Source organism: Actinophytocola sediminis (assembly GCF_054779715.1).
In genome coordinates, this window is the sequence record NZ_BAAGXS010000008.1 from 25,089 (window position 1) to 38,250 (window position 13,162).

Annotated in this window: 14 protein-coding genes; 7 read left to right on the plus strand and 7 right to left on the minus strand. The window is 71.2% G+C overall.

The features are described 5' to 3' along the window. The first annotated feature begins 45 nt into the window (after positions 1 to 45). Complete coding sequence (locus ACYVIP_RS04640; RefSeq protein WP_460392331.1) at positions 46 to 1,035, plus strand: hypothetical protein; 990 nt, start codon at positions 46 to 48, stop codon at positions 1,033 to 1,035. Between the two features lie 8 nt (positions 1,036 to 1,043). Here the strand turns inward: ACYVIP_RS04640 and ACYVIP_RS04645 are convergent, their stop codons facing one another. Next, positions 1,044 to 1,823 carry an NAD(P)H-dependent oxidoreductase gene (locus ACYVIP_RS04645; protein ID WP_460392333.1) on the minus strand — a complete coding sequence of 260 codons (780 nt, stop codon included), beginning with the start codon at positions 1,821 to 1,823 and terminating at the stop codon, positions 1,044 to 1,046. A 122-nt stretch (positions 1,824 to 1,945) separates the two neighbouring features. Here ACYVIP_RS04645 and ACYVIP_RS04650 point away from each other — a divergent pair, with 122 nt between their 5' ends. From ACYVIP_RS04650 to ACYVIP_RS04670, 5 genes are all read left to right on the plus strand, one after another. Beyond that, positions 1,946 to 2,797 carry a helix-turn-helix transcriptional regulator gene (locus ACYVIP_RS04650; protein WP_460392335.1) on the plus strand — a complete coding sequence of 284 codons (852 nt, stop codon included), beginning with the start codon at positions 1,946 to 1,948 and terminating at the stop codon, positions 2,795 to 2,797. Positions 2,798 to 2,938: 141 nt separating this feature from the next. Then, positions 2,939 to 3,760, plus strand: a complete 822-nt coding sequence (locus tag ACYVIP_RS04655) for a helix-turn-helix domain-containing protein (protein WP_460392337.1) — start codon at positions 2,939 to 2,941, stop codon at positions 3,758 to 3,760. A gap of 20 nt (positions 3,761 to 3,780) precedes the next feature. Beyond that, the gene (locus tag ACYVIP_RS04660) at positions 3,781 to 4,002 is read left to right on the plus strand and encodes a DUF397 domain-containing protein (RefSeq protein WP_460392339.1); all 222 of its coding nucleotides are present in this window, start codon (positions 3,781 to 3,783) and stop codon (positions 4,000 to 4,002) included. Continuing rightward, the gene (locus ACYVIP_RS04665; protein ID WP_460392341.1) at positions 3,999 to 4,811 is read left to right on the plus strand and encodes an SAM hydrolase/SAM-dependent halogenase family protein; all 813 of its coding nucleotides are present in this window, start codon (positions 3,999 to 4,001) and stop codon (positions 4,809 to 4,811) included. Before ACYVIP_RS04660 ends, ACYVIP_RS04665 begins: the two co-directional genes overlap by 4 nt. A 66-nt stretch (positions 4,812 to 4,877) precedes the next feature. Continuing rightward, positions 4,878 to 5,588, plus strand: coding sequence for a DUF2334 domain-containing protein (locus ACYVIP_RS04670; RefSeq protein WP_460392343.1), 711 nt, complete (start codon positions 4,878 to 4,880; stop codon positions 5,586 to 5,588). Here the strand turns inward: ACYVIP_RS04670 and ACYVIP_RS04675 are convergent. Further along, positions 5,560 to 6,201, minus strand: coding sequence for an MBL fold metallo-hydrolase (locus tag ACYVIP_RS04675; RefSeq protein WP_460392345.1), 642 nt, complete (start codon positions 6,199 to 6,201; stop codon positions 5,560 to 5,562). The genes ACYVIP_RS04670 and ACYVIP_RS04675 overlap by 29 nt on opposite strands. A gap of 73 nt (positions 6,202 to 6,274) precedes the next feature. Between ACYVIP_RS04675 and ACYVIP_RS04680 the strand changes: the two genes are divergently transcribed. Further along, positions 6,275 to 7,789 carry an aldehyde dehydrogenase family protein gene (locus ACYVIP_RS04680; RefSeq protein WP_460392347.1) on the plus strand — a complete coding sequence of 505 codons (1,515 nt, stop codon included), beginning with the start codon at positions 6,275 to 6,277 and terminating at the stop codon, positions 7,787 to 7,789. A 60-nt stretch (positions 7,790 to 7,849) separates the two neighbouring features. On the opposite strand, the gene ACYVIP_RS04685 is transcribed toward ACYVIP_RS04680, so the two are convergent. The 5 genes from ACYVIP_RS04685 to ACYVIP_RS04705 all read right to left on the minus strand — a co-directional run bounded on the left by ACYVIP_RS04685 (position 7,850) and on the right by ACYVIP_RS04705 (position 13,154). Beyond that, positions 7,850 to 8,695, minus strand: a complete 846-nt coding sequence (locus ACYVIP_RS04685) for a hypothetical protein (RefSeq protein ID WP_460392349.1) — start codon at positions 8,693 to 8,695, stop codon at positions 7,850 to 7,852. Positions 8,696 to 8,834: 139 nt separating this feature from the next. Next, the gene (locus ACYVIP_RS04690; protein WP_460392351.1) at positions 8,835 to 9,527 is read right to left on the minus strand and encodes a hypothetical protein; all 693 of its coding nucleotides are present in this window, start codon (positions 9,525 to 9,527) and stop codon (positions 8,835 to 8,837) included. Positions 9,528 to 9,567: 40 nt separating this feature from the next. Continuing rightward, positions 9,568 to 11,118, minus strand: a complete 1,551-nt coding sequence (locus ACYVIP_RS04695; RefSeq protein WP_460392353.1) for a GMC family oxidoreductase — start codon at positions 11,116 to 11,118, stop codon at positions 9,568 to 9,570. 12 nt (positions 11,119 to 11,130) lie between these two features. After that, positions 11,131 to 12,141 carry a Rossmann-fold NAD(P)-binding domain-containing protein gene (locus ACYVIP_RS04700; protein WP_460392355.1) on the minus strand — a complete coding sequence of 337 codons (1,011 nt, stop codon included), beginning with the start codon at positions 12,139 to 12,141 and terminating at the stop codon, positions 11,131 to 11,133. A gap of 71 nt (positions 12,142 to 12,212) precedes the next feature. Next, the gene (locus ACYVIP_RS04705) at positions 12,213 to 13,154 is read right to left on the minus strand and encodes a hypothetical protein (RefSeq protein WP_460392357.1); all 942 of its coding nucleotides are present in this window, start codon (positions 13,152 to 13,154) and stop codon (positions 12,213 to 12,215) included. Positions 13,155 to 13,162 lie beyond the last annotated feature (8 nt).

Below are 13,162 nucleotides of genomic sequence, written 5' to 3' on the forward strand. Positions count from 1 at the left end.
GACAGCGTGACCAGCGGATATGTCGACGAACAGGGGGATCGGACCGTGGCTGACGACGTGGACCAGTGGTGGGTCGAGGTGCAGGAGGCCCGCCAGTTGCTGACGTCGTTCCTGGGCGGCCTGGCCGCTCGCGCACGCAGCCACGGCGCCTACACACCGCTACCCGGGTCGACGGTGACCCGACGAAGACCAGGCTCCCTGCGCCACCTCGACGAGGTGATCCGGCGCAACCGCTGGTACTTCGGCGCGGACAAGGACATGATCGGCGCGCTGCTCGGCGGCAAGCTGGTCTACCTCACCAACCCGACTCTGGTGCTCGCCGTGGCGCGCGCCTGCTGTGCCATCACCGGTGACGAACTCACCATCGACGACACCCACGCGTTGATCGCGGCCAGCCAGCGCATCACCGTGCTCGTCGCCGAGGCGCACGCCGCCGACGACCGGCTCGGCAAGGCCCAACTCGTCCGTCGCGCCGACACCGGTCTCGTGGACCCCGCCGCCCTGTCCGGCTACTCGGCCGAGGATGAGCCAACGGGCGCCGTGCTCGCACACCGCCGTCTCGGTCGGCGCGGGCCGAGCGCGAGCGGACGGGGACGCCGGCGCCGGGGGCCGATCGTCGTGGGCGCGTTCATCGTGGTGACCGTGCTGGTCGCGGTCGGGCTCAGCACCGATGTGCCGTCCCCGTCGCAGGTGTCGGCGGACGAGGTGCCCGAGTACCGGATCCCGGTGATGCGGCCGACCGCCGAGGAGATCGCACTCGGGCGCGACCAGTGTGCCGGGCGGGTGACCGTGGTCGACAACGGCAACCGGGAGGCGTCGGGCTCGGTCCGGTTGACCGAGTGCGCCGACACCATCGAGTTCAACGTCGCCGATCTGGACCGGGACTCCCGCTGCATCTACCTCGAGATCATCTGGTCCGCGCGGTCGCGGGAGAAGTCCGGTGACGCCTGCCCGGTCGGCCACATCATCCACCAGCAGGTGCCCAAGCGCACGAAGGAGTTCACCATCGAACTGGTCTCCACCTATCGGCCATGACCACCTGGTCAGCCGCGCACGTGCAGCCCGAAACCGGTGCGGCCCGTTGGCTCCAGTCCCGCCTTCAGGTTCAGCGAGGGGATTTCGTAGTCGCCGAAGTTCTGCCGCCGGAACGCGATCGGCTCGGTCGACTCCAGGGTGCGCAGGCGGTGCTCCCAGGCCTTGGCGACGTCCGGATAGTCCTCAGTGGTCATCCGGTCGGTGCCGTACAGCACGAACGGCGGCAGCACCTCGATGCCCGGGTAGTACAGGATGCCGTGCTGGATCGGGAACAGCAGGTCGTCGATGGGGCCGTTGATCCCGCGCGCGGCGTAGTGCGACTCCGGACCGCCGGCGGTCACCGACAGCAACGCCCGGCGGCCGGCGAGGGTGCCCTCGCCGAAGCGCTCGCCGTACCGGGTGTCGCTGTGCTCGCCGACGCCGTAGGCGAAGTGGTAGGTGAACACCCGGTCGACCCAGCCCTTGAGGATCGCGGGCATCGTGTACCACCACAGCGGGAACTGGAAGACGATCGTGTCGGCCCACAGCAGCTTCTCCTGCTCGGCGCGGACATCCGAGGTGAGCGTCCCGGCGTCGAAGGCCCGGCCCGAGTCCCTGGCGACCTTCAACGGACTCGACGCCTCGGGGCCGTAGTCCTCGGCGTCCACGACCGCCTTCCAGTTCATCGCGTACAGGTCGCTCACCCGTACCTCGTGCCCCGCGCTCTCCAATGTGGACACCGCGAGGTCACGCAGTGAGCTGTTGAGCGACTTCGGCTCCGGGTGGGCGTAGACGATCAGCGTCTTCATGGGCGTTCCTTCGGATCGGGTGCTCTCGATCCTGGGCGCCGCGACGCCTGGCATTCAGGGACGGGTCTTCCTGGTATCCGCAGGACCACCTGCACGGGCATCACCGAGGTGATACTGGAGGGATGGACGATCTCGCGGGCTTCCTGCGGACCCGGCGTTCCCGGGTCGACCCGGCGGCCGTCGGCATCCCCACCGACCGGCATCGCCGGGTCGCCGGGCTGCGCCGCGAGGAGGTCGCGCACCTGTCCGGGGTCAGCGTCGACTACTACGTCCGCCTGGAGCAGGGCCGCGCGACCCAGCCCTCCGAGCAGGTTCTCGACGCGCTGGCCCGCGTCCTCGGCCTCGACGACACCGAACGCGGGCATCTCCACCGGCTCGCCAGGCAGCGCCGCCGCCGCGCGAAGACGCCGGGTGGGCGGGTCCGGCCGGAGCTGCTGCGCGTCCTGGACCTGGTCACCGACGCGCCCGCGCTGATCATGGACCACCGGCTGGACGTGCTCGCCGGCAACCGGCTCGCCCGGCTGCTCTACGGCCTGCCGATGCCGGGACTGAACACCGCCAGGCACATCTTCCTCGCGGAGGCCGAGCGCGGCATCTACGCCGACTGGGAGAACTGCACCCTCGACGTGGTCGGGCACCTGCGGCTGGCCGCCGGCAAGTACCCCGACGACCCCCGGCTGGCCTCGCTCATCGGTGAGCTGGCGATGGGCAGTGAGCGCTTCCGCCGCCTGTGGGCCCGCGCGGACGTGCGCGCCCGCACCCATGGCCGCAAGGCCTACCGGCATCCGTTGGTCGGCCTGCTGGAGCTGCACCAGGAGAACTTCGCGCTACCGGACGAATCGGGCATGGAGCTGGTGGTGCTGTCCGCGGCCCCCGGCAGTCACGCCGAGGACGGGCTGCGGCTGCTCGCGGGCCTGGCGGCGGAGTCCCCTGGACGGGTGGCGGTCGGGGACGGGATTTCGTTGTCGTCGTGACGGATCTGGCACAGAAATGGCGGGGTTGACCTGAGGTAGGTGAATGCCAGGCTGGCATGCAATCGCCACTTCGGGTAATGGCGTACACGCTGCTCGACGCGAAAAAGTGTGCCGGTGGATCCACAGCGGATGAGTGCGCGCATGCGCAGGTTGATCAGGGCGTTGAAGCAACTGCGGACAGAGGCCGGGCTGAACACGGTGACGGCGGCCGAACGGTTGGGGGTGAACCCGAGCCTGATCTCCCGGATCGAGTCGGGGCAGCGGGGAGTGCGCCGGGACGACCTGGTGGGGCTCATGGTGATCTATCAGGTGAATCGCAAGCTGCGTAAGGCATTGCTGGAGTTGCACGACAAGGTTGATGAACCGGGTCTGGTCGATCGCGGCGAGCTGGATGTGCACGACGACCTGTTCCAGTGGATCGGCTTCGAACAGGACGCGACCGAGATTCGCAGTTACGAGCCGCTCCTGATACCTGGCCTACTGCAGACCTTCGCCTATGCCAAGGCGGTGATCGGGCGCGGCGTCGTGCCGCGCACCGAGGAGGAGATCGACAAGCGGGTGCAGGCCCGGATCGCGCGCCAGGCGCTGGTGCGGGGGGAACGGCCACCTCGGTTGTGCGTGATCCTGCACCAGGCAGCCCTGCAGCAGAAGGTTGGTGGGGTCCAGGTCATGCGTGACCAGCTGAACTCGCTGATGGAGGCCGCGCGGCGGCCGAATATCCGCGTTCGAGTGGTGCCGGCCGATGTCGGTGCTCATCCGGGTATGGAAGGCCCGTTCGTGATCATGGACTATCCGGTGCTCGCCAGCCTGGTGCATATCGAGAACAAGGTCGCGAGTCTGTATCTGGAGGAAAAAGCGGACGTCGAGACGTATAAGCTCGCTTACAGAGGGCTGTCCGAGGTCGCCCTGCCGCCGGACCACTCGATGGAACTGATGCGGCGGATCGCCGCGGGCATGAAGTGAGTCGAGGAGGGAGCCGGACGATGAGCGACTGGACTCGTTGGCACAAGAGCAGTTTCAGCGGTGAGAACACCAACTGCGTCGAGGTCGCCTGGCGCAAGAGCAGCTTCAGCGACGAGAACACCAACTGCGTTGAGGTGGCGGTGTCGCCGGTGCTGGTCGGGGTTCGGGACTCCAAGAACCCGGAGGTGCCGCCGCTGACCTTCCCCGCCCCCGTGTGGCACATCTTCGTCGGGAACCGATGAGCTTCGACTGGATCTCCTTCACCACCGACTACGGCACCGACGACGGCTTCGTCGCCGTCTGTGAGGGCGTGATCGCCCGCACCGCCCCGGCGCCCCGGGTCCTGCACATCACGCACACCGTGCCACCCCAGGACGTCCGCCGGGGCGGCGCGGTGCTCGCCCAGACCGTCCCCTACCTCCCGCCGGCCGTGCACCTCGCCGTCGTCGACCCCGGGGTCGGCACCGAACGGCGCGGCATCATCCTCGTGGTCGCCGACGGCCTGCTCGTCGGCCCGGACAACGGCCTGCTCATCCCCGCCGCCGAGGCGCTCGGCGGCATCCGCGCGGCCTACCACCTCACCGAGCCCGCCTACCAGCTCTCCCGCGTCTCGGCGACCTTCCACGGCCGCGACATCTTCGCCCCGGCCGCCGCGCACCTGGCCGCCGGCGTCGCCCCGGAGAACTTCGGCCAACCGATCGACCTGGCCACCCTGGTCCGCCTTCCGGAACCGGAAACCCTCGCCGAGCAGGGAAAGCTCACCACCGAGGTGTACGCCATCGACAGCTTCGGCAACGTCGCCCTCGCCGCGACCGGCGCCGACCTCGACGCCGCCGGCGCCACCCCGGGCACCTCCGCGCACGTGAACCTCCGCGGTCGCTCGGCCAACGCGGTGGTCGCCCGCACCTTCGGCGACGCGGGAGTGGACGCGTTCGTCGTGTTCGTCGACTCCGCCGGCCGGGTCGCGCTCGCGGTCAACGGCGGCTCGGCCGCGGCCGACTTCGACGCCACCATCGGCGACCAGGTCCTGCTGCTGTTCGCCCGCCCCTGAGCGTTCGCCCGACCGGTGTCGGCGTGTCACCCGTCGGCCAGCAGGCGCTCATCCCAGCATGGCCTCATGGTGCGCGTGCGCGCTCGACTACTGGTTTCCCTGTCCGGCCTCACCCCGCGCGGCCTCGATCACGCCGCCTCCCTGACCTCGGAGCTTGACGCGAGAGCAGTTCCACTGACGGTGCTGCTCGCCCCCCGCATCGCCGGCATCGATCCGCCGGCACCGGTCCTCGACTGGGTCCGCGACCGCGTCACCGCCACCGACACCGCCCTCCTACAACACGGCTTCGACCCGGCCGCCGCCCCACACAGCCGCCGCCGCGCCGAGTTCGCCGCGCTGCCGGCACACGAGGCCGGGCTGCGGCTGGTCGCCGCCGGCGCGGCCATGGACCGGCTCGGCTTCGCCCCGCGTGGGTTCGTGCCGCCCCGTTGGGTCGCCTCGCCCGGCACGCTGGCCGCGCTGCGCCGGCGCGGGGTCAACCTGTGCGCGGACGTCATGGGCGTGCGCGAACTCCGCACCGGAACCGTCCACAGAGGACGCGTGCAGGGCTTCGGGATCAGCGACCTCGCCGAGCCGTGGTGGTGTTTCGCGCTGGTCATGGGCGCGGCCAGGATCGCCCGCCGGGGCGGCCTGGTGCGCCTGGCCGTGGACACCGCGGACCTCGCCCGCCCCGGCCCACGCCAGGCCATGCTCGACGCCGTGGACATCGCCCTGCACCACGGTGCGCACCCGACCACCTACCCGGAGCTCACACGTCAGCCGGCTCGTTCGGCGTGAGCACCCGCACCTGGCTGCCATCCGGCGCCAGGTTGCCGAACACGTTGTAGGAGAACCCGAGGCCGTTCTCGTTGAGCAGGCCCTGGTGGATCGGCACCGCCACCCTCGGCGACACCTCGCGGAAGAAGTCGATCGCCTCGCGCAGCTTGAGCCAGGGCGCCATCGTCGGCAGGCCGAGCACGTCGATCTTCTGCGCGGGCACGAACAGCGAGTCGCCGGGGTGGTAGAACGCGCCGTGGTCGACCACGTAGGCCGCGTTCGGTGGCAGGTCCAGGCCGGGGTAGATGACCGCGTGCTCGCCGCCGGTCACGTTCACCGCCGCGCCGCCCAGTGTCAGCGCGTCGCCGGGGGCGACCCGCTCGGCGCTCAGGCCGAGCTTGCTGGACTCCTCGGCCGATGCGGCGTCGGTGACCAGCGTGGCCTTCGGGTTCGCCGCGACCAGCGCGGGTAGCCGCTCGCTGTCGAAGTGGTCGAAGTGCTGGTGGGTGATGAGAATCGCGTCGAGGTCTCGCAACTCCTCGAATCCGCTGGAGAGCGTGCCCGGGTCGAACAGCAGCCGGGCCGAACCTGTCTCGATCAGGACACACGAGTGTCCGAAGTGAACCAGTCGCACCCGGGCCACGCTACTCGTCAGGATCGCTTACCGACCGGTAACGTGGAACCCGCAGCCGACCAGGGAGGTCAGCATGACCACGGTTCACGCGGAGTCCGCGACTACCGGCGCCGCGGCCACGCGGGAGACGTTCGACTCGCTCAACCCGGCCACCGACGAGGTCGTCGGCACCTACCCCATCGACACCGCGGCGGACGTCCATGCGGCCGTCGACCGGGCGCGGGTGGCCGCCGACTGGTGGGCCGGCCTTGGCTTCGCCGGCCGGGCGGAGCGCCTGCAGCGCTGGAAGGGCGTGCTCACCCGGCGCAGCGCCCAGCTCGCCGAGCTGGTGCACGCGGAGACCGGCAAACCGCACGCCGACGCCATGCTCGAGATCGTGCTGTCGGTCGACCACGCCGCCTGGGTCGCGCGCAACGCGCCCAAGGTGCTCGGCCGCAAGCGCCGCCCGGCAGGCCTGCTGATGGCCAACCAGGCGGCCACCGTCGAGTTCCAGCCGCTGGGCGTGGTCGGGGTGATCGGCCCGTGGAACTACCCGATGTTCACCCCGATGGGGTCCATCCTCTACGCGCTCGCCGCCGGCAACGCGGTCGTGTTCAAGCCGTCCGAGTACACCCCCGGCGTCGGCGTGTGGCTGGCCGAGACGCTGGCCGACGTGGTGCCGGAGCACCCGATCCTCCAGGTCATCACCGGCTACGGCCAGACCGGCGCCGCCTTGTGCCGGTCCGGGGTCAACAAGATCGCGTTCACCGGCTCGGCCGCCACCGGCAAGAAGATCATGGCCGCCTGCGCGGAGACGCTCACCCCGGTGCTGATCGAGGCGGGCGGCAAGGACGCGCTGCTGGTCGACCAGGACGCGGACGTCGCCGCGGCCGCCGACGCGGCGGTGTGGGGCGGGATGTCCAACGCCGGCCAGACCTGTGTCGGCGTCGAGCGGGTCTACGTGCACGAGAAGGTCTACGACGACTTCGTGGCCAAGGTGGTCGACATCGCGGGCACGGTCCGCGCGGGTGCCGACCCGGAGGCCGCCATCGGGCCGATCACCATGCCCAAGCAGCTGCCGATCATCAAGCGGCACATCGACGACGCGCTGGCCCGCGGCGGCCGGGCGCTGCTCGGCGGCGCGGACGCGGTCGGCGACCGGTTCGTCCAGCCGACCGTGCTGGTCGATGTCCCGGAGGACTCGGCCGCCGTGCGCGAGGAGACCTTCGGCCCGACGCTGACCATCGCCAAGGTCCGCGACATGGACGAGGCCGTGGCCAAGGCCAACGACACCACCTACGGCCTCGGCGCGACCGTGTTCGCCAAGGCCCGCGGCCTTGAGCTGGCGCGCCGGCTGCGGTCCGGGATGACCGCGGTGAACAGCGTGATCAGCTTCGCCGGCATCCCGTCGCTGCCCTTCGGCGGGCTCGGCGACTCCGGCTTCGGCCGCATCCACGGACCCGAAGGGCTCAAGGAGTTCGCCCGCCCCAAGGCCATCGCCCGGCAGCGGTTCCGCCCGCCACTGAACCTGACCACCTTCACCCGCACCGCCAAAACCGACGCCCGCGTCGCCAAACTGATCACCCTCCTACACGGCAAACGCCGCTGACGCAAAGCCCTGAATGCCTCATTCGGGACGTTCAACGTCCCAAATGACCCATTCAGGGCTCTACGGCGCCTCGCGGGTGATCTGGTCGGCCAGGTCCTCCAGCGAGGCGCCGTCGCCGGTGTCCACACACGCGGCGACGATGGCCAGCGCGCCGGTGCCCAGCAGGCCGCGCCTGGTCTGCTCGTCGAGCACCTGGTGGCTCGGGTCGCCCGCGATCCGGAACGCCAGGCCCTCGTTGAGCGCGGTCAGCATCACCGCCAGGTCCCTGGCGGTGATCCCGGGCCGCAGCGTCAGGTTCCTGCCCGCGAGCACCGACTCGACCAGCCGCTGCCACACCCCGGTCACGTCCTCGTACATCGACGACATCGCCCGGTAGAGCCGCTGGTCCTGCATCGCCAGCGCGACCGCGGAGTACCGGAACCGCAGCGTGGTCGAGTGCACAGACATCATCATCCGGCGGAACGCGACCTCGTGGACGCCGGCGGAGAACTCGCCGGCGGCGAGCGCGTCCTGCGCCTGCTCGGCCAGCAGCGCGTCCCACGGCATCCGCCGGGGGCGCAGCACGTACCTGGTCAGATCCGAGACATAGTCCGGGAAGTAGGCCCACCGGTCGCGGAACGAGCCGACCGTGCCCTGCCGGGGCAGTTCGGCCGGGCCGCCGGCGACCTCGGTGATCACCGTGTCCCTGGTCAGCGTCGCCAACGGGCGCAGCAGCCGGTCCTCGTCACCGGCCGGACCTGCCTTGAGCTCGCGCTCCAGAATCCGCAGGCCGGCCTCCAGGTAGGCCCGGGTGAGCGGGTGGTTGGCCAGCCGCCTGGTCGCCTCGGGGGTGCTGCGGTGCACGTTGAGCACCACGCCGGCCAGGTCGTCGCTCTCGTCGGTGTTGCCGTCGGTGTTGCCCTCCAACGCGCGTCCTCCCCCGTGGACCTCCCGACCGGGAGGTCCTGCCCGGTCGTGTCGCCCGATGGTCCTGTTGCCGTACCAAGGTTCTCATCAGGTTCGGTGAGCGGGGAGGACGCCATGCACATCTACTGTTCGATCGGCTTCATACTTCGGTTCTGTCTGGTCCTTCTGGTGCTGGGGGTGCTGGCCGGTGCCGCACTCGCCGCATGACGATGCCGGCGGCGAGCACCACGACCAGGACGCCCAGCCCGCCAAGCAGCCACCACTGCCAGGTCGCCGGGGTGTGCCCGGTGACCACGACGAACTCGCCCTCGCCCGGCACGGACGTGATGTCCCGCAGGGTGAGCACCAGGTCGTCGGAGTCCAGCAGGTCGTTGTTGGCGCGGAAGTCCTCCAGGCCGGTGTAGGTCTGGCCGTCCTGGTCGGTCAGCGCGGTCCGGTCGCCGTCCACCAGGACGTAGAGGGTGACCAGCTCGATCGACCCGTCGGCGTGCTTGACCACGATCGTGCGGCCGTGTGGCTTGCCGCCGAAGGACTCGGCCGCCTTCTTCACCGGCGTGCCGAGCACGCACCGGCTGACCGGGAACTCGCCGTGCTCGAGCCCGCAGTCGAAGCTCGTGAACAGCAGGGTCTGGATCTGTTGTGGGTTGCCGAAGGAGGCGAAGTTGGCCAGCCGGTCCCCGCTGCTCTCGCCGGTGGTGGGGAACCGGTCGTTGACCACGTCGGTGGACCGCGCGTACTCCAGGAACAGCTCGCCGGGTGCCATCGTCGGCGTCGACCCGCAGCCGGAGACCAGCAGTACCAAGGCCATCGCGGCGACCGCTCTACCCACCATGGGGCGACGTTAGCCGCGATGGCCGGGGACCGGTCCCGGTTCAGGACGTGATCAGGTCGGCCGCCTTCTCCGCCACCATGATCGTCGGCGCGTTGGTGTTTCCCCTTGGCACGACCGGCATCACCGACGCGTCGACCACCCGCAGGCGCTCGGTGCCCAGCACCCGCAGGGCCGGGTCGACCACGGTGCCGATCGCGCAGGTGCCGACCGGGTGGTAGAGCGACTGGGAGTACTCCCGGATGTGCTCGGCCAGGTCGGCGTCGGAGATGTCGTGGCTGGCCGGCAGGTGCGGCCCGGCGAGGTACTTCGCCAGTGGCGGCCGGGCGCCGATCTCGATCGCGTGCCGCTGCGCGGTGACCATGACCTCCAGGTCGTCGGGGTCGGCGTAGTAGGCCGGGTCGATCTCCGGGCGCCACCTCGGGTCGGCCGAGCGCAGCCGCAGCCTGCCCCGGCTCTTGGGCGCGATCAGGGTGGCGCCCGCGGTGAACCCGTTGACCGTCGGCTCCCGCATACCGTTGTCGTAGAACATGGTCGGCGCCACGTGGAACTGCATGTCCGGCAGGTCGCCGTCGATGGCGTAGAACGCGCCCGCCTCGCCGACGTTGGACGACAGCGGCCCCCGGCCGGTCAGCTTCCAGCGCAGCAGCCCGGGCAGGGTGGCCGCGTTCACCAGGTCGGTGGTCCCCTTCGTGCGCCACAGGATGCCCGCCGCCGGGTGGTCGTGCAGGTTCTCCCCGACCTCGGGCAGGCCGACCAGCACGTCGATGCCCTGCTCGCGCAGGTGCTCGGCCGGGCCGATGCCCGACAGCATCAGCAGCTGGGGGGAGTTCACCGCGCCGCCGGCCAGGATCACCTCGGCCTCAGCGTGCGCCACCTCGGGCACGCCGTGGCGCTGGTAGGCGACGCCGACCGCGCGGGTGCCGTCGAACAGCACCCGTTCGGCCAGCGCGTGGGTGTGCACGGTCAGGTTCGGCCTGGCCAGCGCCGGGCGCAGGTAGGCGTCCGCGGTCGACCAGCGGCGGCCGTTGTGGCAGGTGACCTGGTACTGGCCGGCGCCCTCCTGGGTGGCGCCGTTGAAGTCGTCGGTCGGCTTGAGGCCCCACGCCACGGCGGCGTCAACCCATGCCGAGGACAGCTCGTGGGTGAACCGGCGGTCCTCGACGTGCAGCGGGCCGTCGGTGCCGTGCAGCGGGCCGGCGAGCCGGGAGTTGTGCTCGGCCCGGACGAAGTAGGGCAGCACGTCGTCGTAGCCCCAGCCATCGGCGCCGTGCGCGTCGCGCCAGGTGTCGTAGTCGGCCCGGTTGCCCCGGATGTAGATCATCGCGTTCATCGACGAGCAGCCGCCGAGCACCTTGGCCCTCGGCCAGTAGGCCCGCCGCCCGCCGAGCTGTTTCTGCTCGACGGTCTCGTAGTTCCAGTCGAACCTGGTCTTGAACAGCGTCGCGAACGCGGCCGGGATGTGCAGCTCGTCGGCGTCGTCCTCGCCGCCCGCCTCCAGCAGCAGTACCGAGCGGTTCGGATCCTCGGTGAGTCGGTTCGCCAGCACGCATCCGGCACTGCCGGCGCCTACCACGATGTAGTCGAAGGCCATCCGCCGAGCCTGCTACAGGTCGGCGAGGATCTCCAGTTCCTCGTCGGGATTGAGGCCCGCCTTGCGCTGCCGGTCCAGGCCGAGCTCCTGTTCCCTGGCCAGCGCGTCGGCGACCCGGTCGGCCAGCGGGCGCACGGTGAGCCCGGCGGCCGCCGCCGGCGCCGGGTCGTGGGCGGGCAGCCCGTGCAGGTCGGCGGGCAGCCACAGCGGCAGCGAGCGCGGCCCGCTCCACGGGTTGACCTTGGCCTCGATCAGCTGCTCGGAGGTGACGCCGACCAGCTCGACCTCGGTGCCGACCGCCTGCGCGATGCCGGTGAGCAGCTCGGGCAGCGGCTGGATCGGGCCGATCGCGTCGTAGATGCCGGCGATGTTCCGCTCGCCGGCGGTCACGATCCAGGACGCGTAGTCCAACACGTCGATGGACTGGATCGGCTGGTCGGGCGCGTTCGGCACGAGCACCTGGCCGCCGATGGCGAACCGGGCCGGCCAGTAGCCGAACCGGTCGCTGCGGTCGCCCGCGCCGGTGATCAGCCCGGGGCGGGTGATGAACGCGCGCTCGCCCATGGCCGCCACCACGGCCCGTTCGCTGGCGACCTTGATGCCGCCGTAGAGCAGCACGCCGTCCTCGCCGGCCGCGGCCATCGCCGCGCGGTCGGAGTGCTCGGCCAGGGCGGGCACCAGCTCACCGGTGGCCGGGCTCTGGCCCTGGGTCTCGGTGTCGGCGTAGACGTTGATCGTGGACACGAACGACCAGTGGCCCGCGCGGTCGCCCAGTGTGCGCAGCGCGCGGTCCACCCACTGGTAGGACAGCGGCGAGACGTCGACCACGGCGTCGAAGTCGGTGTCGGCCAGCGGCGCCAGGCCGCCCTCGGCGTCCCGGTCCACCCGGACCAGCCGGGCGCCGTCGGGGACCGGCCCGGACTCGCCGCGGGCCGCGCACACCACCTCGTGCCCGCGCCGTACCCCTTCGGCGGCGACCGCGTGACCGACGAAGATCGTTCCACCAAGCACGAGAAGTCTCATAGGGCCACCATGGCCGGGTTGCCTGGTTGCCGCCACCGGTCTCGCGCTGGGTGAACGTGCTCAGTGCCGGCTCAGCGCCGGCGCAGCACGAAGTCGCTCGCGGTGCCGCCGGCCAGCAGCACGTCGAAGTGGCCGTCGAGCACGTAGTCGCCGAACGGGGTGACCGCGACGGTGGTCGGCGCGGGATCTGGCCAGTCGGTGACCCGGAAGGGCCGCGCGTACCGGTCGCCGACCACCAGCTCGTGCACCGCGACCCGGGCGCCGGGCTGCGGCAGCAGCGAGTTGGTGACCACGACCAGGGTGCCGTTGGGGCGCAGTGCGATCCCGTCCGCGCCGATCAGCGGCTCGGCCAGCCGCAGCTCGCGCAGGCTCGCGGTGTTGTCGATGCCGTCGACCCGGAACAGCTGGCCGGTCTGGTAGTGCGCGACCAGCAGGTAGCCGCGCGGATGCCAGGCGATGCCGTTCGCGCCGAGAGTCGGGCCGAGGCGGGGATCGCTGATCACGGTCGAGGCGGTGCCCGCCAGGGTCACCCGGTGGATGGCGCCGTTGGTGTCGGACACGTAGGCGGTGCCGTGGCGGTCGACGGTGACGTCGTTGGGGGCGCCGGGCAGCTCCGTCTTCGACAGCCGCGCGCCGGTGCGCAGGTCGTAGACCGCGAGCCCGCCGGACACCGCCGGGTCCTGGCTGCCGTAGACGGCGACGATCCGGTGGTGCACCGCGTCGACCTTGAGGCCGAGGAAGGTCGGGATCTCGGCGTCGGAGACCACCGGGCGGGCCACGTCGTCCCGGCCGACCGCCGAGATCACCGCCGGCCGCCCGCCGGCCACCGTGCCGACCGAGCCGACCAGCAGCGCGCGCCGGCTCGGGTCGTAGGCCACGCCTTCGGGGAACAGGTTGGCCACGGCCGGTCGCAGCAGGTCCGGCAGGCCACCGGAACCGGCCGGGGCGGCCTTGGCCGGGACGGCGAGGCCGGTGAGCAGCGCGGCGGTGAGCAGCGCGAGTAGTGGACGCATGGCTCGAT